Origin of the sequence: Nocardia sp. NPDC047654, assembly GCF_043205035.1 — a bacterium.
Taxonomy (GTDB): Bacteria; Actinomycetota; Actinomycetes; order Mycobacteriales; family Mycobacteriaceae; genus Nocardia.
In genome coordinates this window covers 16,241-37,372 of sequence record NZ_JBIDDF010000023.1, presented here as the reverse complement: position 1 = coordinate 37,372, position 21,132 = coordinate 16,241, and the positions used below count along the sequence as shown (strand labels likewise).

The 21,132-nt window shown below is 67.5% G+C and carries 9 protein-coding genes; 1 reads left to right on the top strand and 8 read right to left on the bottom strand.

All coding sequences use genetic code 11. From position 1 onward, the window contains the following. Positions 1–3: 3 nt before the first annotated feature. Positions 4–840, bottom strand: a complete 837-nt coding sequence (locus ACGF7Y_RS33775) for a p-hydroxycinnamoyl CoA hydratase/lyase (protein ID WP_393241188.1) — start codon at positions 838–840, stop codon at positions 4–6. A gap of 84 nt (positions 841–924) precedes the next feature. Beyond that, positions 925–1,413, bottom strand: a complete 489-nt coding sequence (locus tag ACGF7Y_RS33770; protein ID WP_393241186.1) for a MarR family winged helix-turn-helix transcriptional regulator — start codon at positions 1,411–1,413, stop codon at positions 925–927. Between the two features lie 413 nt (positions 1,414–1,826). On the opposite strand from ACGF7Y_RS33770, the gene ACGF7Y_RS33765 reads away from it, so the two are divergent. Further along, positions 1,827–3,152 (top strand): lipase family protein, encoded by a 1,326-nt coding sequence (locus ACGF7Y_RS33765; RefSeq protein ID WP_393241183.1) that lies wholly within the window; start codon positions 1,827–1,829, stop codon positions 3,150–3,152. Positions 3,153–3,731: 579 nt separating this feature from the next. On the opposite strand, the gene ACGF7Y_RS33760 is transcribed toward ACGF7Y_RS33765, so the two are convergent. From ACGF7Y_RS33760 to ACGF7Y_RS33735, 6 genes are read right to left on the bottom strand one after another with little or no spacing between them, the layout of a single operon-like run. Beyond that, a complete protein-coding gene (locus tag ACGF7Y_RS33760) occupies positions 3,732–4,364 on the bottom strand; it encodes a hypothetical protein (RefSeq protein ID WP_393241180.1) in 633 nt (210 codons plus the stop codon). After that, positions 4,361–5,569, bottom strand: a complete 1,209-nt coding sequence (locus ACGF7Y_RS33755) for a cytochrome P450 (protein WP_393241177.1) — start codon at positions 5,567–5,569, stop codon at positions 4,361–4,363. The genes ACGF7Y_RS33760 and ACGF7Y_RS33755 overlap by 4 nt, the downstream gene beginning before the upstream one ends. After that, entirely contained in the window at positions 5,566–6,231 is a 666-nt protein-coding gene (locus ACGF7Y_RS33750; RefSeq protein WP_393241175.1) for a glutathione S-transferase family protein, read from the bottom strand. Before ACGF7Y_RS33750 ends, ACGF7Y_RS33755 begins: the two co-directional genes overlap by 4 nt. Further along, positions 6,228–9,218 (bottom strand): type I polyketide synthase, encoded by a 2,991-nt coding sequence (locus ACGF7Y_RS33745; protein WP_393241172.1) that lies wholly within the window; start codon positions 9,216–9,218, stop codon positions 6,228–6,230. The genes ACGF7Y_RS33750 and ACGF7Y_RS33745 overlap by 4 nt, the downstream gene beginning before the upstream one ends. Continuing rightward, complete coding sequence (locus tag ACGF7Y_RS33740; protein ID WP_393241170.1) at positions 9,215–14,506, bottom strand: type I polyketide synthase; 5,292 nt, start codon at positions 14,504–14,506, stop codon at positions 9,215–9,217. Before ACGF7Y_RS33740 ends, ACGF7Y_RS33745 begins: the two co-directional genes overlap by 4 nt. Beyond that, entirely contained in the window at positions 14,499–21,047 is a 6,549-nt protein-coding gene (locus tag ACGF7Y_RS33735; RefSeq protein WP_393241167.1) for an acyltransferase domain-containing protein, read from the bottom strand. The genes ACGF7Y_RS33740 and ACGF7Y_RS33735 overlap by 8 nt, the downstream gene beginning before the upstream one ends. Positions 21,048–21,132: the final 85 nt, after the last annotated feature.

Below are 21,132 nucleotides of genomic sequence, written 5' to 3'. Positions count from 1 at the left end.
GGGCTATTTCGATCGGTCGAAGGCGCCGAGTCCGGGCCGGTAGGTCTTATCGTCGAGGAACTGGTTCAGCCCCTGCTCGCGGCCGTTCTCCGGGTCGAGGGCGCGGGATTGATCCAGTTTGGCGTAGAGATAGTCCTCGGCTTGCGACCAGGTCATCTCCGCGGCGAACTTGTATCCGACCTTCGCTGTATTCAGCACGACAGGATTCAGGGCGGCCAGCTTGAGCGCCAGTTCCCGGGTGCGCTCCCGCAGCCGTTCGGCGGGTACCGCCTCGTTGACCAGCCGCATCCTTGCCGCGTGTGCGCCGTCGAAGGTTTCGCCGGTCATGATGTAGTACAGCGCGTCCCGCTGGCCGATGGTGGCGGCCAGCGCCTTGGTCACCACGCCGCCCGGCGGAATCCCCCAGTTCACCTCCGAGAGCCCGAACTGCGCGCGCTCATCGGCGATGGCCAGATCACAGGCCACCAGCGGCGTGAACGCGCCGCCGAAACACCATCCGTTGACCATCGCGATCGTCGGCTTACCGAAATACGCCAGGCGCTTCCACTGCCATTGCGCGCTGGCCCGGCGCACCCGCATCTGCGCCGCGATGCTGCCGGTCGCCTCGACTTCGCGGAAGTATTCCTTGAGATCCATTCCGGCGGAGAAAGCTTCGCCCGCGCCGGTGAGTACGAGCACCTGGCATCGGTCATCGGATTCGAGGTGGTCCAGTACGCGGACCATCTCGTCGTTGAGGGCCGGGTTCATCGCGTTGCGCTTCTGTGGCCGGTTCAAAGTCACCCAGGCGATACCTTCGTCGAAGTCCACGGCAACGGTGTCGCCCCAGGGTTCGCGGTCCATGTCCGCCTCACTCTCATTATCAGTATTGCTGATGATTGCGCGGACAGCGTGTCAGCCCCAACCGTGGAAGTCAACCAGTGCGACTCAGGTGTCGGGGAGTTCGGAGATCCGCCGGTTCGCCGCCTCGGCCGCCAGCGCGGCGACGCCGCCGCGCAAGGCATCGCGAAACTCCTGGCTGTGCGCCGGACCCACCCCCTCGAGCAGTCGTGCCTCGATCCACTCGACTCGGGGCACGGCCGCGCGCAACAGCTCTCGCCCATGGTCGGTCAACGTCAGCACGAGTACCCGGCGGTTGTCCGGATCCCGGTCCCGGCTGATCAGTCCCCGCTCCTGCAGAGCCTGCACCATGACATTCATCGTCTGCGGGCGCAGAAACGATCGCCGTGCCAATTGCGCTGACGACAGTCCGCTACGCCGCTGCAGCACTGTCAGTGCGGTGTACTGCAATGTCGTCAACCCAAGTGGCCGCAGCGCGTCATCCAGCAATGCCCGCACCACCAACTCGAGCTGCTTGACCAGATACAGAGTCGACGGCGCACCCGCCGCCCCGCCGTCCTCGCCCTCGCCGCTCACCCGTGCATCTTCGCAGTACGCGCTCCGGTGCCCCCGCATCGGATCGCCGTGACCCGCCCGCCAGAACCGCGGCCGTTGGTGGGACAGACGACGAATATCACGCTGACATGGGCAGCGTCGCCGATGCCTGCCACATCGGGACGCCGACAAGCGGGCCCGGCCGAGGCGGCGGGCGAAGAACGGGGCCTCCTCGTCATCCCATGTTTCTTTTTGTGAAGAAAGTAAATTCTCGGTGCGGGCCGTTTCAAACGGGGCGCTCGGCGTCTACGCTTCGCCGGGGGTCGATTGCCCAGGCGGTAGCAATCCCATCAGCGTGGTGTTCGGGTATGTGGCGAGAGGTAGCGATGGGCGTGGGCTCGGGTGTGGTGAGGCAGGCCGGACCGATGCGGGGCCGCTTCTCGGTGTGGTCGCGGATGGGGACTCGCAGGGTCCAGCCGGTGGAGGTGCGGTCGCGGGATGAGTTCCTGCATCCGGCCGTTGACCTGCGTACGTTGCCGCCGGGAACGATCCTGCGGAGTCGTCGGGTCGAATTGGCGCTGTTCGGGTTGGTGCCGCAGAGAGTGTCGGCGTGGCAGTTGGTGTATCGGAGCACGGATATGCACGGCCGCCCGGAGGTTGCGGTGACGACGGTGGTGCTACCCGCGGACGCGGACCCCGACGTCGAACGGCCGTTGCTGGCGTTCGAGTCGGCGATCGATGCGGTGACCGAACGTTCGGCGCCGTCGTATGCGTTGCGGCGCGGGTCGCGGGCTCACGGTTCGATCACTCCGATCGAGTGGCCGATGATGATCGCCAACGCCGTGCGGCGCGGCTGGGCGGTGAGCATCACCGATCACGGAGGGCCGCAGGGCAGTTTCGGCGCACCTCGCGAACCCGGGTACCGCGCTCTGGACGGGATCCGGGCGGCGTTGCGTTTCGAAGCCCTCGGGCTGGGCGATGACAGCCCGATCGTGGTTTGGGGGTATTCCGGCGGCGGGATGGCCGCGTCGTGGACGGTGGAGATGGCCCCCGCCTACGCTCCTGAACTCGACATCACCGCAGCGGTGCTGGGGGCGCCGGTGGGAGATCCCGCGCAGGTGCTGGTGCGGCTCAGCGGCGGGTTGTTCGCAGGTTTCCCCGCGATGGTGATCGCCGCGCTACGCCGGCTATATCCGGTGGTGGAACGCGTGATCGACGCGCACCTGCGTCCGGGAGGCCACCAAATGCTCGAGCAGGCGAAGACCCTCACACCGTTGCTCACTCTGTTGCGGCTGGCCGGGCGCGATTTCGACGATCACCTCGATCGGCCACTCGCAGACATCCTCGCCGAACCCGAGATGACGGCCATGCTCGATGACCTGCGGCTGGGCGGCCACGCGCCCGCCTGTCCGCTGCTGGTCGTGCAACCGGTTCATGACCAGGTGATCCACCGCGAATGCGTGGATGCTCAGGTGAACCGATACCGCGACCACGGCGCGACCGTGGTGTACGTGCGCGACCGGCTCAGCGAGCACTTCACCCTGATGGCGTTGTCGACCCCGCTGGCGCTGAATTGGCTGTCCGACCGCCTGGCCGGACTCCCGATCACAGAACCCGGAACCCGCACTGTGTGGTCTGTCGCGACCACGCCCGGCGTCTGGCGCGGCTACCTCGAGATGGCGGACACCGCGCTGCGCGTCACGCTCGGAATGCCGTTGCGCGACGGTCGCACACGATCCGGTCTGCGCCGAGGCGGCGGTGAACTGCGTGGCACAGGGTAGAGCCCTGGTGGGTGATGCCGCCCATGACGGCCACCGTGAGGGCGGCTTCAACTAGTTCATCAGCGGCTCCGCGTAGCCCGAATCGTTCAGGAGCGGTCACGAGCGGTCCGTGCAGGCGGCCAGACCTCCCGTGACCGCTCCCCCCAACCGAGAGGTCGGCCCGCGCCCCCGGCGGCACGGCCATGTGCGTCGGCTACCGCGCGCGACGATGCCTACTGCCGCCGGAGAGGAGCAGGTCGAAAACCGTAATATCTCCGCACCATTCGCTCGTAGACACGCGCCGGGACGAACCTGCGACTCCAGAAGGACAAGCGGACGTCTCTGCCACACAGGTAAGACTGCCGTGGCCGGGCGGCCGCCAGGATCATCGCGACTTTCCGGGCCACCGCTGCGGCGGGCTGTCCGGCGGCCAGATAGCCTCGCACCAGGCTCAGTGTGGCGGCGCGGTCGTGGTCGTGGGCGCACTCGACAGTCGACCGCATCATCGCTCGCGCGGCATCCCTGGGTTTCGACCCCGCCACCGCCGACCAGGAGGTGGCCGTATCCGGTCGGCAGCGGAGCAGCACATCCCGGTGACGATCATCGACCGGATGTGTCCCGCACGACGATCGCGCCGTAGTCCCTGCTCGGCGGATCTGGATAATAGTCGGGGATGATGTGCTGTCGGTCGGGCACCAGATAGCCATGCCCTCGGTACATCTCCAGGAATGGATCGACAAGGCAGCCGCCGAGCTGACGAAACGCGTAGTCGGCTGCGTCGATCTCACCGAACCGGCGGCAGTAGGCGTCGTAGCCGGGGATCTTGGCTCCGGTGAGAACATAGTCCAGCGCAAACCGCTCGGCCAGCTCGACGGGGGTCTCCATCATCACCGCGTATGCCATTCCGCCGCGCGCGGTCCGCTTCAGGGAGCCGGAGGCGAGGTAGAGGGCGTTCGCGGTGTCCAGGTCTATCGTCGGGTAGTAGCCGTGGCCGGTCACCGTATCCCAATCACTGAGCTCGGCGATCTTGTCCGGCCTATAGTGCATAGGGAAGCCCATCAAGGTTCCGACGACCTCATCGTCCTGCTCGAAAATCCAGAACCCCTCGGGGAACGCGCGCAGGCGAGCGATCATCTGATCCCGGCTCGCCCGCTGGGATTCCTCCCAGTCCTGCTCGACGGCCATGATCTCATTCAGGTCGTCCAACACCGCCTGGCGCACCCGGATCGTCATTGCGCCTCCCAGGTCACAGGGAGGCATTCCAGGCCGTGGACGAATACGCCGATCTTCCATCGCAATGTGTCCGGATCGGCCGCGAACCCCAGTCCGGGAAAGCGCTGTACCAGGGTGCCGATGGCCACCTGCGCCTCGAGTTTCGCCAGCGACGATCCGAGACAGAAGTGCAGGCCATGGCCGAATCCGAGATGCTGGTTCGGTGTCCTGGTGATGTCGAACCGGTCCGGTTCGGGGAACCGTTCGTCATCGTGATGTGCCGACAGCAGCGAAGCGACGACCAGTTCCTCGGCCGGAATGACCGTGCCTCGGAACTCGACATCCGTCAGCGGAAAGGCCCCGGTGCTGTTGGCCACCGGCGGGCAGTATCGCAACACCTCCTCGATGGCCGGTTCGATGAGTTCAGGCGCGTCGCGCAGCCGCCGCAGCTGCGCTGGATGACGGAGCAGCGCCCACACGCCGTTGCCGATGAGGTTGCCCGTAGTCTCGAAACCCGCCGCGATGAGCAGGAAAACCATGCTCATCAGTTCCACCGGTGAGAGCCGGTCGCCACCCGTCTGCGCCTCGATCAACGCACTGGTGAGGTCGTCGCGGGGGTGTTTGCGGCGCAGCGCGAGGAATCCCTCGAGGTACTGCTGAAACTCGATCGCCATCCGGCGCAGGGCGTCGAAGTTTCCGTCCGACGGCGGAGCGATCAGAATTCTGGTCCACTCCCGGAAGCGCTCCTGGTCTTCGATCGGAACCCCGATCAGCTCGACCAGCACGGTGATCGGCAACCGGAATGCCAGTGTGTCGAGCAGGTCCACCGAGTCCTGCTGCTCGGCCAGGTCCAGCAGACTCTCCGTCGCCTCGGCGATGCGCGGGCGCAGCTGCGAGATTCGGCGGGGAGTGAAGGCCTTGGCCACCAATGCGCGCATCCTGCTGTGCTCGGGCGGATCGGCGTAGAGCATGTGCTTGTCCAGCCGGTCGAACTCGGTGACCCGGAAGTACCTGGAGCGCGCCTGATCGGACAGTTTCCGCTTGTCCTTGCTGAAACGAGGATCACGGAGCAGTTCGACCACGTCGGCATAGCGGGTCACGCGCCACTCGGGCGCCCCCTGGTGCGGATTGAACAGCCGGACGATCGGTGCCTCGGCACGCATCTGCGCCAGCGTCGGCAACGGATCGACCCGCATCTGCTCACCCCACAGGTCGAACTGGTTCATTCGGGTCGCTCCAGCACCTTGCCGACTCGAAGCCAGGTCGGCCTTCCACTGATCTCCCGCCACCACCGCGCCAGGTTCGGCCGCGCCTCGATAAGGTCCGCGCCGTTGGAGGCGACCAGGTATTGCAAGTAGGGCAGCCAGGTGACCTCGGCGAGTGAGAACTCCGGGCCGGCGAGGAACTCCTGCTTGGACAGCGTGGTGTCCGCGACGTCGAAAGGTGTCGCCAATGCAGCACGGGCAGCGGCGATAGCGTCCTGGTCCGGCGGCGGCGGCAACATCGGAGCGGCGGGGCTGCTCCGGATGATCTCGTAGACCGGGCCGCCACGGACCAACTCCCACACCGGGCCGCTGACATAGCTTTGCTCGATGCTGATCCACTGTTCCATCAGCCCACGCAGCTGGAGGTCATCCGGCGTCAGCACGGGGCCCGGCAGCCGTTGATCGAGATAGCGGATGATCGCCCGCGATTCATACAGCAGGAACCCGTCGTCTTCGAGTACCGGAATCTCACCGAAAGGCTGACGTCGCCGGTGTTCCGGCGACTTGTCGTGTCCTTTGAGAACACTCACCTCGACCAGCTCGGCTTGCTGATCCTTCTCCGCCAGCACCATCAGCACTTTGTGCGTACACGCGCTGGTGGCTGTGCCGTAAACCTTGATCATGATCCATCCTCTTCGCGCTCCGCGAGCATTTTCAGCAAGTATCGAGTGATCGCCCGCGGGGTCGGGTGATCGAAGGCGAGGGTGGATGGCAGCGCGAGGCCCGTTCGCGCGGCCAGTTCGTGCCGCAGTTGCACGGTCATCAGCGAATCCATGCCCAGTTCCATGAACTTGCCGTCGACCGGGACATCGGATGTCGAAGACAACTGGAGCACGGCAGCCGCATCCGCGCGTACCGCCGACTCGATCGCGGCCTCCCGCTCGTCGTCCGGCAGCCCGATCAGCTCCTCGAGCCAATGCACCGGCTCGACGGCGACCTGTTCGCGCGGGGGTTCCGGGGTTTCGAGCCAGAAACGCCTGCGCTGCCACGGATAGTGTGGCAACGACACCACCGGGCGGCGATCCGGGTATAGGCCGGCGAAGTCCACCGGATACCCCGCGGTATAGAGGTCGGCGACGGATTTCAGCAGGCTGCGCATTTCCGGGCGCTCCCTGCGCAGCGTCGCTATCGCCGCCGGCGCGCCGAGACAGTTCGCGACATGGCCGGAGAGCACAGAGTGCGGTGCTATCTCGAGAAAGAGCTGCTGCCCATCTCTGCCCGCAGCGTGCACGGCTTCGGCGAACCGGACCGGATGCCGGAGGTTGTCCGCCCAGTAATCCCCGGTCAATTCATTTCCGGCGATCCGGTTTCCGCGCGCCGTGCTGTACAGGGGGCACGCGGTGGGGCCTGCTTCGACCGTGCCGAGCTCCTGCGCGAGTTCCACGGCCAGCGGGGCCATCGACGGCGAGTGGAACGCGTAGTCGACCGGCAGTCGGCGGCAGCGAACGCCTTGTCGCTGGAGGGGGCCGAGCACGGTGTGCAGTTCGTCCACCGTGCCGGACAGCACCACGGATCTGTCGTCGTTGATCGCGGCCACCGCGACCGAAGTGTCGATCGTGGACAACAGGGCCGCGACCTCATCGTGGGTGAGCTCGACCGCGACCATCGCCCCCGAACCGGCTGCCCGCGCCATGATGCGGCCCCTCGACACCACGATCCTGATGGCTTCCGGGAGACTCAACGCACCCGCGACGTGCGCTGCGGCGATTTCACCGACACTGTGCCCGATGACCGCGTCCGGTCGGACGCCCCATGAGGACAGCAGGGCGGTCAGCGCGATCTGGAAGGCGAACAGCGCGGGCTGGGCGATCTCGGTGCGCTGCAACCTCGACCGGTCCGGTGGCGCGGCCAGCTCCGCGAGCAGCGAGAACGACGCGTTCTTCGCGATGAGCTCATCGCATCGACCGAGCACAGCGGCGAAAATCGGCTCGCTGGATTGCAATTGCCGTCCCATGCCGATCCACTGCGAGCCCTGTCCGGAGAAGACATAGGTGAGCGCGGGCGGGGCGTCGGCTCGTGCCGCGGTGGCACCGTCTCGTGCGAAGGCGTGTAGCTTCTCGGCCAGTTCGGCCCCGGATTCGCCGATCACCGCGGTTCGCCACTCGTGATGATCGCGCCGTGCCCCTGCTGTGTAGGCGATGTCGTGCGGGTCGTTGCCCCGCTCAAGGACACTCGCGTATGCCGAAGCCAGCTCGGTCAGTGCCGCCGGGCTCCGCGCCGACAGTGGGAGCACGACCGGCCCGGCGCGCGGTGGCACCTGTTCGGGCGTCGGCGCTTCGGTGACGACGACATGGGCGTTGGTGCCGCTCATGCCGAACGAACTGACACCGGCGATCCGTGGCCGTTCGCCCTCAGGCCATGCGACGGCCGTCTTCGGGATCACGAATGGTGTTCCCGTCAGGGAAATCCTCGGATTCAGGGTGCTGAAGTGCAGGTTGCGGGGAATCTCCGCATTCCGCAACGCTAGTACAGCCTTGATCAATCCGGCGATCCCGGCGGCAGCTTCGAGATGCCCGATGTTGGTCTTCACGGCGCCGAGCACACAACCGCTGCTGTCCGGCTCCGGTTCGCCGAAAACGTCGGTCAGTGCCTCGATCTCGATCGGGTCCCCGAGCGCGGTTCCGGTGCCGTGGGTCTCCACGTATCCGATCTCGGCGGGGTGCACACGCGCATCGGCGAACGCTTGACGCAGCATGTCCTTTTGCGCCAGTGGGTTCGGCGCGGTCAGTCCGGCCGAGCGACCGTCGGAGTTCATCGAGGAACCCCGCAGCACAGCAAGCACTCGATCACCGTCGGCCAGCGCGTCGGACAATCTCTTCAGCACGACGATTCCGCAACCTTCGCCCCTGACGAACCCATTCGCACGCGCGTCGAACGTGCGACACCGGCCGTCCGGCGACAGCGCCTGCAGATCGGCGACCATTTGGGTCACCGACTCGTCGAGAACGAGGTTCACTCCCCCGGCCAGCGCGAGCGAGCTCTCTCCTGTCCGCAGACTGCGGATCGCCAGGTGTACGGCGACCAGCGACGATGAGCACGCGGTGTCCACCGCGAGACTCGGCCCACGCAGTCCGAGCAGGTACGACAACCGGCCCGCACCGAAACAGTGGGCCGTTCCCGTGCCCGCATACGCGCCCATCGCGCCGGATCTGGCGCTGAGCAGCAGATAGTCGTTGCTGCTCATGCCGATGAACACACCGGTTCTGCTACCGGCCAGCCGCTCGGTCACCACGCCGGCATCTTCCAGTGCTTCCCACGCGACTTCGAGCAGCAGCCGATGTTGCGGATCCAGCGCCGCGGCCTCCCTCGGCGAGATCCCGAAGAACGCCGCGTCGAAACCGTCGACCGCAGAAAGAAAGGCGCCTGTTACCGCCGCATCGTCCGTGGCGCGAGCTGGTCGCTGAGACACCGCGTCGACGCCGTCGGAAAGCAACGTCCAGAATGATTCCGGGTCGTCGACGCCGCCGGGGAAGCGGCAGCCCATGCCGATCACAGCCACAGGTTCGGATTGCTGCCGCGTCAGCCGCGCGACCTCGGCCTCCAGGCTGCGCAGTGCGGAAGCAGCTTTCACCAGACGCGAGCGGTAGCCTTCCTCGTCGATGACGGTCACGGCAGCTGCCTGCGTTCGAGCCGTTCGATCGAACCGTCGATCTGCGCCAGCAGCTCGCCGAGGTCATCGAACTCGTCGGTGGCGTCCTGGGGCTCGCCCATGCCGAGCACGTCGAGCAGCTGTTCGGTCAATGCCCGCACCGTCGGTGCGGTATACAGCAACGTCGCCGACAGCCGGACGCCCAGCGCCGCCTCCAGCCGGTTCCGCAGTTCGAGCGCCATCAGCGAGTCGACTCCCATGGTCGTCAGCGGCGCCTTCCGGTCGATCGAATCGGCGTCGAGGTGCAGGATCCGACCGAGTTGCTCGGTGACGAGGTCGTCGATCAAGCGCGGGCGTTCGGCAGGTGTCGCTGCGCGCAGCCGGTCCGTGAACCAGGAATCCGATGGCTTGCTCGCACTCTCCCGGCCATCGTCACCGAGTTCGGTGAACAGCGACGCACCGGCCAGAACCGGGTAGAACGCCAGCCACTGTCGCAAATCGAGATTGGCCGCAGCGATCTGGCTGGTGGTGCCACCCAGCAGCAGACCCAGGATGTCCATACCTTGTTCGGGGGTCAGGGTGCCAACCCCCCGATGCGCGAGTCGCTGCCCTTCGGTGTTGCGTTCTGCCATGATTCCTTCCTGCGAGTACAACCCCCAATCCACGCACAGGGCCTTTCGGCCACCGTGTTCCCGATGCCGGGCGAGTGCGCCGAGAAATGCATTGGCGGCCGCGTAGTTGGCCTGTCCCGGCGAGCCGAGCAGGGCAGAGGCCGACGAGTACATCACGAAGAACTCCAGCTCCCGGTCCTCGGTGAGCTCGTGCAGATTCCATGCCCCCCGCATCTTGGGTGCCAGCACGCGGTCGTACCGTTCGGCATCCAGTTCCAGAATGGTCCGGTCGTCGAGGACCATGGCAGCGTGCAGCACTCCGCGCAGTGGCGGCAGCCGGTCGTCGATGTCCGCGAGCATCGCGGCGACGTCCTGGCGCCGGGCCACGTCCGCCCGCGCGACCACGACCTCGACGCCCTCCCTCCTGAGCTCTTCGATTCTGGCCAGCACGTCCGGAACAGGATCGTGCCGTCCGGCCAGCACGAGGTGCCGCGCACCGTGCTCGGCCAGCCAGCGCGCCAAACCGATGCCGAGCCCGCCGAGCCCGCCGCTGATCAGGTACGTGCCCCGGGCGAAGGACAGTTCGACGTCCCCTGACTCGAACGAGGCCCGTGCCAGCCTCGCCAGATTGCGCCCTCCCTCCCGCAAAGCGATCTCGTCCTCGCCGTCCGCCCCGACCAGTTCGGGAAGGAGTTCGTCGGCGCAACGAATCGGCCCCCATCCCGATCGGAGGTCGACCCGCACGCACTCCAGTTCGGGATGCTCGACGCTCAATGTCCTCGCCAATCCCCACAACGGCGCTTGGGAAACCTCGACCGGTTCGGGGCCCACCTGCTGTGCGCCTCTGGTGACCAGCCACAGCCGGGGATGGTCCCGCAGACGGCGGCGAGCGAGCGCGCGGACGAGGCGCACTGTACTGAGTCCGGTGATGTGCTGATCGGCGGTCAGCGTGTCGGCGGTGACGTGTCCGGTAGCTGTGGTGTCCAGGCTCCACAGATGCACTACCCCGACGCAGGCTCTTTCGCCACCGGCGGCGACGTCGTCGAGCAACGCGCTCCACGCGTCGTCGTCGGCAACGTCGATATCCCGCTTGTCGACCAGTACGCAGGTCTGGCCACGCTGTTCGAGCAGCGTGGCCAGCGCCGTACCGACACCGGTGGAATCGGTGAGCACCAGCCACGTCCCAAAAGGTCCCTCGCCAGGATCCGGGGCCACGAGCCGCTCCGCGGCGCGCCATGCCACCCGGTAGAGCCAGTCCCGGTACGGTGTCGGTTCGGCAGGCCTCGCCACCGTCAACCCCTCGACCTCGATCAGCACGGTGCCGTCGTCGGCGAGTACCAGCAGATCCCCACTGTCCTCGGTGGACCGGGCGCGTGCGTGCACCCACACACGGCCACCGGGTGGCCGGTGCACTCGGAGCCGTTCGATCCGAACCGGAATGACCCCGCCGCTCGCTCGCCGGTCGAGTAGCACGCTGCCGAGCACCTGGAAGCAAGCGTCCAGCAGAGCAGGGTGGCAGACATACCCCGCGGACGATCCGGTCAACTCGACCGAGGCCACGCCCTCCCCGTCACCGGTCCAAATTCGTTGCACACCACGGAAAGCCGGGCCGTAGTCGATAGCTCGCCCGGCATACCGCGCGTAGTGCTCCGCTACGGCTACCTCGGTGCCGCACCGGTCCCGCACCGACGATGGCGGCTCGGCCATCGGCGGCTCTCCGTCCCCATGCCGGACGGTTCCGTGCGCGCACAGAACCCACGGTTCGTCCCTCGCCGCTCGGCAATACACCTGGAAATGGCCGGAGTCCTCGAGGAACTGGACGTGGCCGGAGCCGTCCCTCGCGAGAATCGCCATCCGGTCGAATGCGAGGTCCTCCAGCACAATCGATTGTCCGCACGCGCCAAGCGCCATCTCCACATATCCCGACGCCGGGAACACCACCGCGCCGTCCACCATGTGGTCGGCCAGGTACGGCAGGTTCAGCTCGCGCTCCCAGATCCGGGTACCCGGCGAGGTTGCCGGGCTGACCGGCTCACCGAGCAATGGATGCCCGTGGTCGGCGCGCGCGGCCGGGGCTCGATCCACCCAATACCGCCGGCGCCGCCACGGGTAAGCGGGCAATGGCACGCAGCGTCCGCCGCTCGGGTGGAGCGCGGACCAGTCCACCTGGCAGCCCCGGACATACAGTGTGGCGAGCGATTCGAGGAAAACCGCGCGCTCATCGTGTTCGCGCCGTCCGGACGGAACGACCAAGCCTCCGTCCTCTTCGATCGAGGGCAGCAGGATGGGGTGCGGGGTCAGTTCGACGAATACCGTGCGCCCCAGCGCCATGCAGTCACGGACCGCCTGCGCGAACAACACGGGTTCACGAAGGTTGCGTATCCAGTAGGCGGTGTCCAACTCGACTCCGTCGCAGACCTTTCCGAGCACGGTGGACCACATCGGCACCGTGGTGGCCTCCGGCGTCAGCGCACCGAGTCGGCGCCTCAGCTCATCGGTGATGGCACCGACTTGTGGGCTGTGCGCGGCGACATCGACCTTGATCCGGCGACAGAACACCCCCGCACCCGTCAGCTCGGCCAGGACCTCGTCGAGCGTGTCCGGGTCACCGGAGAGCACGGTCGAGCGCGCGCTGTTGCTCGCCGCGATCGACACCTGGTCGGCGTATCCGGACAGCACCGCGCTCGCTCGCTCGATCGGCAGTTCCACCAGCGCCATCGCGCCGCGCCCGGCCAGTCCGCGCAGCAATTGGCTGCGGCGGCAGATGATGCGGGTCGCGTCGGTCAGCGTGAGCGCGCCGGCCACATGCGCGGCGGCGACCTCACCCATGCTGTGCCCGATGACGGCGTCCGGCTCGATGCCCTTCGATCGCCACAGGGCCGCCAACGCGACCTCCATCGCGAACAGAACCGGCTGCACGACGTCCACCCGGTCGAGCCGCGACGTGGAGGGTTCGGCGGTCAATTCATCGATAACAGACCAACCGGTCTCGTCTTGGATGGCGTCGTCGCATGTCTCGACAGCCGCTCGGAACGCGGGCTCACCGGCGAGCAGTGCACGCCCCATGCCGAGCCACTGCGAGCCCTGGCCGGAGAACACGAACACCACTCGCGGCCGTTCGTCCGGCTCGGCGCCGGGCACCAGCCGCGGCGGCCCGTCGCCGGACAGCACCAGGGCGGCCCGGTACTGATGATGATGCCTGCGGACAGCAGCGGTGTATGCGATATCCGGGGCCTCGGCCTGCCGCTCGTCGAACTCGGCGCGGAACGCAGCGACCAGATCGGCCAGTGCGCCCGCATCGCGCGCGGAGATCGGAACCAGTGCCGGTCCTGGTTCGGTCGCGGGAGGCTCGGCGTGCTCCGGCGGATCGGCGACGATGACGTGCGCATTGGTGCCACTGATCCCGAACGAGCTGACACCCGCCATCCGCGTCGCACCGTCGTGTTTCGGCCACGAAACCGGAGCACTCGGCAGTACCAGGGCGGTGCCGGTGAGATCGATCCTGGGATTGACGGTGCGCAAGTGCAGGTTCGCCGGGATTCGCTCCCGCTGCAGCGCGAGCACGACCTTGATCAGTCCTATCACCCCGGCGGCCGCCTCGAGATGCCCGATGTTGGTCTTCACCGCGCCGAGCACGCAACGTGAACCATCGTCCCGCAACCCGCCGAGCACGTCGGCAAGCGCGTCCACTTCGATCGGATCGCCGAGTGGCGTTCCGGTGCCGTGCGTCTCGACGTAACTGATGTCCGCCGCGTCGGCGCGAGCGCTACGCAACGCCTGACGGAGCAAAGCCTTCTGCGCGGAGACGTTCGGGGCGGTCAGTCCGGAGGAACGGCCGTCGGAGTTCACCGCGGAACCACGGATCACCGCGAGCACCGGATCGCCGTCCGCCACCGCGTCGGAAAGCCGTCGGAGGACCAGCATCCCGCAGCCCTCGCCCCGGACATAGCCGTTGGCCAGCGCATCGAAGGTTTTGCATCGCCCGTCCTCGGACAGCGCGCGCGAGCTGGCCAGCATGTCGGTCATGTCTCTGGCCAGCATCAGGTTGACCCCACCGGCCAGCGCCATCTCGCTCTCTCCCGAACGGAGGCTCTGGACTGCCAGATGTACGGCGACCAGCGACGACGAGCACGCGGTGTCCACGACCAAGCTGGGTCCCTGGAGCCCCAGCACGTAGGACAGCCGCCCTGCGGGGAACGAGTGCCCGTTGCCGGTCACCGTGTAGATGTCCCGGTTTCCGAGGCTCAGCCGGTCGTAGTCGGTGACGACAACACCGGTGAAGACACCGGTTCTCGAGCCGGCCAGCCGGTCGAGCCGAGCGTGCCCGGCCTGTTCCAGCGCCTCCCAGGCCACTTCCAGCAGCAGGCGCTGCTGGGGGTCCATCGCCTCTGCCTCCCGGGGCGCGATGCCGAAGAAGGCCGCGTCGAACGCGTCCACATCGGACAGAAAGCCACCCCAGCGTGCCGGACTGCCGGCCGCGCTTGCCCACCGGTCCGGAGGCACTTCGGTGATCGCATCGACGCCGTCGTCGAGCAGTTGCCAGAATTCGTCGGGGCCGCAGCCGCCGCCCGGCACACGGCAGCCCATGCCGATGACGGCGATCGGCTCGCTCTTCGCCATCAGCTCCCGGTCCAGCCGGGCTTGCAGGGTCCGCATAGCCGCCAAGGCCTTCTTCACCGGCGAGGTCTGCTCAGTCATCGTGCTGTTCCTGTTCGACGAGCCGGATGCTCTCCAGCAGCATGGCCTCGGCTTCCTCGTCGGAGAGCAGATCAATGTCCGCTGCCATGGAAGGCCGATCGTCCGGTTCCGGATCTTCGGCCGGAGTCTCGGTCACCACGAGTTGGTCCGCGACGAACTCGGCGAGGGCGGCGATGGTCGAGTAGGTGAAGACCAGCGCGACGGACAACCGGACGCCGAGCGTCGATTCCAGCCGGTTGCGTAGCTCCACCGCCATCAGCGAGTCCATTCCCATGTCCTGGAAAGTCGACTGTCGGCTCAGGCTCGGGGGATCTCGTTGCAGCGTCAGGGCAACCTGCTCGATCAGGTGCTCTTCGATCAACCCTGCCCGTTTCGAGGCGCTGGTCGCCGCCAGCCGCTCGGCGAACGCGGTGGTGATCCCCGAGGCACGGGATTCGATCTCGTCGAACAGCGGTGTCCCCGCCGCGCTGGGAAACGATTCGAACCAGTGCCGCAGGTTCAGCTTCATCACCGCGAGTTGACCAAGATTCGCGCATACCCCGTGGTCCAACGCTCGCCCGAGATCTGCCGAGGACACATCGGCGATGCCGTGTGTCGCCATGCCTGCCTGCGCGAGGTGCAGGCTCAGTGCGCGCAGGCCGTGGGCACGGCGATGGTGTGCGATCGCGTTGCACCGTGCGCTTCCCATCGAGTCGCTCGGGGACCCGAACAACGAGGCGACCGAGGAGCAGAGCACGAAGAGATCCAGCTCGCGATCGAGCGTGTGTTGATGCCACCGCCACGCGCTGTCCTCACCCGCGGCGTGGACGAGGCCGCGCAATGGGCCCGACGCAGCCTCGATCTCGGTGATCAGCCCGGTCATCTCGCGGTCGCCGGTCGGGCACGTGTCGATGGTCGACACCTGCGCCCCAGGGAAGCTGATCGGCCCGATGGCGCCGTCTCGGTCCAGGATCACGATGCTGCGAGCACCGCGGTCGGTCATCCACCTGGCAAACGACTCCGCGAGTGCGGCATCCGCGCCGACGATCAGGTATGCGCCGTCCGCCCGCAACGTCGCCACTCGCTCACGGACCTCCGGCGCGCGGACCAGCCTGGCCACGAACCGGCCACCGGGACGCAGGGCGACATCGGTCTCCCGATCATCGTCGAGCAAGACCGTCACCAGCGTGGCCGCGTCATCGGGTGTCGTCTTCGCGGCGAGGTCCACCCGCGTGACCGACAGCTCGGGATGGTCGAGCCCGATCGCCCTGCCGAGTCCCCACAACGCCGCCTGGTCGACATCCACCGCCGAGACGTGCTCGCCGACCGCCTGGGCGGCACGGGTCACCAGCCACAGCCGTGGCAGATCGCGCCAGCCCATGCCGACCAGCACGTCGGCCACGCCCCGCACGCTCGCGCTGCCGAGACTTCCGATGTGCACCACCCCGGCCGGTGGCGATCCGGTCAGAACCGCCCGCAGAGATTCTGTTCCGGTCGGGTCCGCTCGCTGCGCGGTCACCAGTTCACACTGCTTGCCTCGAGCCCTCAGCTCGTCCGCGAGCTCAGCGCCGAGATGATCCTCGCCCGCCAACACGATCCACGACCCGGCTCGATCTCGCACCGGTTGTCGGTCCGCTCGTTCGCGCCATTCCACCGTGTACAGGCAATCCGCCACCGGATCGGGATCTTCGAGCGGCCGCAGGCGCACGCCCTCGGCCTCCACCAGTACCCGGCCGTCGTCGTCGAGCAGGTAGAGGTCGCCGCCCGACTCCGCTGATCGGCCGTGGGCCCATACCGGGCCCGCCGGTGTCCGATGCACTCGCAACCGACCGATCCCGGTCACCACATTGCTTCCGGACGAACCGTTGCACAGTGCGATCAGCGCCTGCAGACCGGCGTCGAGCACCGAGGGGTGGATGCGGTAATCGGTGTCTCGGCCATGTGGCTGCTCCGGCAGCACGAGCCGGGCCAGCACTTCCTCCTGGCCGAACCACAGCTCCGATACCCCACGAAGGTGCTCGCCGATTCCCACCCCCGCTCCGGCCAGCGCGCGGTAGTGCTCTGTCCGGTCCCGGTGCGCGGTGCAGCGGTGCCGAATCAGTGCGGGCTCCTCGCGCACATCCGGCTTTTCGGTATCCGGCCCGATGGTTGCCCGTGCGTGCCGCACCCAATCCGGACCGTGGTGGCCGAATACCTGGAAGAGTCCCTCCCGCGTGCTGATCACCGTCTGGGTCGTGGGTACCGCAGCCGCGGTCACTTCCAGCATGCGCTCGAACACCAGGTCGGTGACGGCGATGTCCTCGGTTCCGTACGCCTCGGCACCCGCTGCCAATGCCATTTCGGCGAACGTAGCCCCCGAGATCACGGTGTTACCCCGCACCGTGAGGTCCACGAGATACGGCAGCCTTACCGGGTCCAGTGCGTGTTGCCAGTAGCGGGTTCCCTGCTCTACCGCCGAGATCAGGCCGGTGCCGAGCAGCGGATGGCCCCGGTCGTCGCCGACGGCGAGCGCGGTGCGTCGGTCGGCCGCGAGCCAGTATCGCTTCCGTTGCCACTGGTAAGCGGGCAGGGAAACCACCCTGCCGGTTTCGAGTAGCCGATCGAAATCTGGCGAGCAGCCACCGGCGTACAGTGCGCCGGCCGCGCGGCGCAGCGCGGATCGTTCGTCCTCGCCCTTGCGCAGCGAACCAACCGCGTGACCGTCGATCCGGCGGGCAGCAAGGCATCGCTGGATGTTCTCCAGCAGAACCGGATGCGGGCCGATCTCCAGGAAAATCCGGTATCCGTCGGAGATCGCGCCGTTCATGGCGTCCGCGAACCGCACGCTCTCCCGCACGTTCCGTACCCAGTAGTCCGCGTCGAATCGCTGATCATCGATGAGATTCCCGGAAACTGTGCTGTAGATGGGCAACCGATTCGGCCCCGGAGTAAGCGTGCCGAGCGCCTGAGATAATTCGCGCCCGGCCGGGTTCATCCGCGCACTGTGGAACGCGTAACCGACCCGGAGCCGACGGCATGCGATCCCCTCGCCGCGCAGCCGTCCGAGCAAGTCGGCAAGTGCGGCGGCGTCACCGGAAACGACGGTCGAATCGGGATCGTTGATCGCGCCGATCGTGAGCTCACCCTGGTACACGCTCAGCAGGTCGCGCACCCGCTCGGCGGGCAGTTCCACCGAAGCCATCCCACCTTCTCCGGCCGTGGCCTGCATCAACCGGCCGCGGTGATACACCACCTCGACCGCTTCGGCGAGGGACAGTGCCCCGGCCAGGTACGCGGCGGTGACTTCGCCGACGCTGTGGCCGATCAACGCGTCCGGCGCAAGTCCCCATGCCTGCCACAGCCGCGCGATCCCCACCTGGACAGCGAACAGAGCAGGCTGCGCGACCGCGGTCTCATCGAGGCGGCTCCGTTCCGCCGGCGCGGTCAGCTCGGCGGTAAGCGACCACGTGGTCAACGGCCGTAACCACTTCTCGCACTCTTCGACAGCCGCGCGAAACACCGGCTCGGCACGCAACAGGTTCCGGCCCATACCGGCCCATTGCGAACCCTGGCCGGAGCACACGAACACGATCGCTCGGCGCTCGCCACGCGCCACACTGCCCATCCACGTGTTGCCGGGCATGGTCCCCACAGCCGCGGCACGCAACGAATCGGCCAGCTCCTTCGAAGACGAACCCGTCACCGCGAGCCGGTGTTCGTGGTGGTCCCGCCGCACCGCGGCCGTATAACACAGATCGCGCAGGGCGATGTCGTTGTCACCACTGAGCTCGCGCACCATCGTGGTCGCCGATGCCAGCAGGGAATCGCGTGAGCGGGCGGAGAGCACCAGCAACTGTGTGCGGCCCGGGTCCGGCGGCTGGACCGCGCCCAGGGTGTACAGCGCACCCAATGAGTCGATCAAGGTCGAGCGGTCGCGGTCCGTACGGCGCAATGTCGGCAGCGCCGTGCCGCCGTGCTGCTCGACCACCGACTTCAGAATCGGATGCGGGTCGACGTCGACGAAGATCTGGCGACCCCTGGCGAGCAGGTGTTCCATCACGGTGTCGAATCGCCATGGTTCTCGTTCGGTGCGCACCCAGTGCTCGGCATCGAGCAGCGCGCCCTTCATCTGTGCTCCGGTGGCCGAGGAATAGAACGGTATCCGGGTCTCGCCGGGTCGCAGATCGGCGAGCGCGGTCCGAAGGTCAGGCAGCACCGAGTCGACGTAGGGACTGTGCGAGGCGTAGTCGACCCTGATCCATGCCGACGCGACCGAGCGCGCGGCGAGTTCGTCCCGTATCGCCTTGATCGCTGCTCGATCGCCGGAGATGACCGTGGATCCCGGGCTCGCGCTGCCTGCGACCCATACGTCACCGCCGTACCGGGAGAGCAGGTCGGTCGTCTCCTCAGCGGACAGGTCGAGTACCGCCATGCCGCCGTGGCCGGACAGTCTGCCGGCGATCGCGCTGCGCCTGCACATGATCAGCGCGGCATCGTCGAGAGTGATCGCTCCGGCGACGTGCGCGGCGGCGACTTCACCCATGCTCATCCCGGCGACGGCATCCGGCTCGACTCCCTGTGATCGCCACAGGTCGGTCAACGCGAGCTGCATCGCGAAGATCGCCGGCTGGGCCAGCTCAGTGCGCTCGATCCAGGTCTCGTCGGCCGAGGTCAGCAGCCGGGTGAGGGACCAGTCGACGTGTGGGCGCAACGCGGTCTCGCACCGCACGATCGCCGACCGGAACGCCGGCTCACGCAACAACCGCGCACCCATCCCGGTCCACTGCGCACCCTGGCCGCCGAACAGAAACGTGATCCTCGGCCGGTCGCTGTCGATAATCCCGGTGCTGATTCCGGCTCCGGCACGGCCGCTGAGGAATTTCTCCGCGCCCGTGGCGATATCGTCGCGGTCGCGAACGGACAGTGCGAGCCGGTGCGAGCCGTCCGCCTCGACCGACGCGGCGGCGCACAATCGGGCGATCGGCGGCAGGTCCCGGATTGACGCCAGCTCCCGCACCGCGGCACGGAGGCCGTCCTCGGTGCCCGCGGCAAGGGGCAGCAGGTGGACCGAAGCGTCATCGCCGCTCTCGAGGACCACATGGCAGTTCGTACCGCCGAAGCCGAACGCGCTCACCCCGGCGACGAGGCGACCTTCTGCGTTACCGTGCCACCGCTCCGCCCGCGTAGGCACCCGTAAACCCCATTCATCGAACGGGATATTCGGGTTGGCTTCCTCGAACTGGCCGCACGGCGGCACGGTGCGATGCCGCATCGCCAACAGCACCTTGATCAGGCCGGCGATCCCGGCGGCGGGTTCGAGATGGCCGATCGCGCTCTTGACCGAACCGACCGGCAGCAGCTGGTCGCGAGACCGGCCCGCCCCGAGCACCGCGCCCAACGCGCTTGCCTCGATCGGGTCACCGAGCGCCGTTCCCGTTCCGTGCGCCTCGACGTAGCCCACCTCGGCAGGCGCAACCCCCGCGCGGCGATAAGCGGTGCGCAGCAGGGATTCCTGGGCCAGCGGGCTCGGCGCCGTCAGGCCGTTACTGAATCCGTCGTGGTTCACCGCGCTGCCCTTGAGCACGCCGTGGATCGGATCACCGTCGGCGAGTGCCCGATCGAGCGGCTTGAGCACGATCATCCCGCCACCTTCACCGCGGCCGTATCCATCCGCACGCGCGTCGAACGCCTTGGACCGCCCGTCTGGTGCCAGCGCGCCGAGCCGGGACAGTGCGTGCACCGTGTCCTGCGCGAGCATCAGGCTCACGCCCCCGACCAACGCGAGGTCGCACTCGCCTGCACGCAGGCTCTGCGCCGCGAGGTGGACCGCGACCAGTGACGACGAACATGCGGTGTTCACCTGAAGACTCGGCCCGCGCGCACCGAGCGTGTAGGACAAGCGGGCGGGAATGATGCTCGGATCGCCTCCGGCCAAGGTGTGCTGGGTGACCAGGCCGGGGTCCGCGCGAATTCCCGCCCCGTACTCACTCCACATCGCACCGACGAAAACTCCGGTCCGGCTGCCTTCGAGACCGCTTGGCGGAATGCCCGCGTCATCGAGAGCTTCTTGCATCAGTTCGAGCATGAGCCGTTGCTGCGGGTCGACGTGCGGAGCCTCCCGGGGAGATATACCGAAGAACTCCGGGTCGAACTCGTCGATCCGGTCGAGGAACCCGCCGCGCGGTGGACCGTCGCGCCATCGACCATCCGGCGGTTCGGTGAGCGCGTCGGCACCCGAGCTGAGTAATCGCCAGAATGCCATCGGGTCGGGAGCGCCGGGGAACCGGCAAGAAAGACCGACGATGGCGATCGAATGCTGTTGATCCGGCGTTTCGCGCTGCACCGGTGGCGGTGCGGCGGCTCCGGTCAGCCTGCGCGCCAGAGTGATCGGCGACGGATGCGCCCAGAACAGGACGGGCGAAACGGGGCGCCCCGCTGCCTCACTCAATTCGTCGGCGAGCGCCGTCAACATCAGCGAGTCGAGGCCGTAGCTGGTAAACGGCTCACGTCCATCGATCGCGAGGGGATCCAGCCCGCTGAGGGCGGCGGTTCTAGCTGTGAGCCAGTCCCGGACAGCTTCCATAGACCAGGACAACACGGGTGAAGCTACCTCCAGCAACGATCTAGTTCGTGGCATATCCGATGCCCAACCGGCGCCTCGCCCGAAT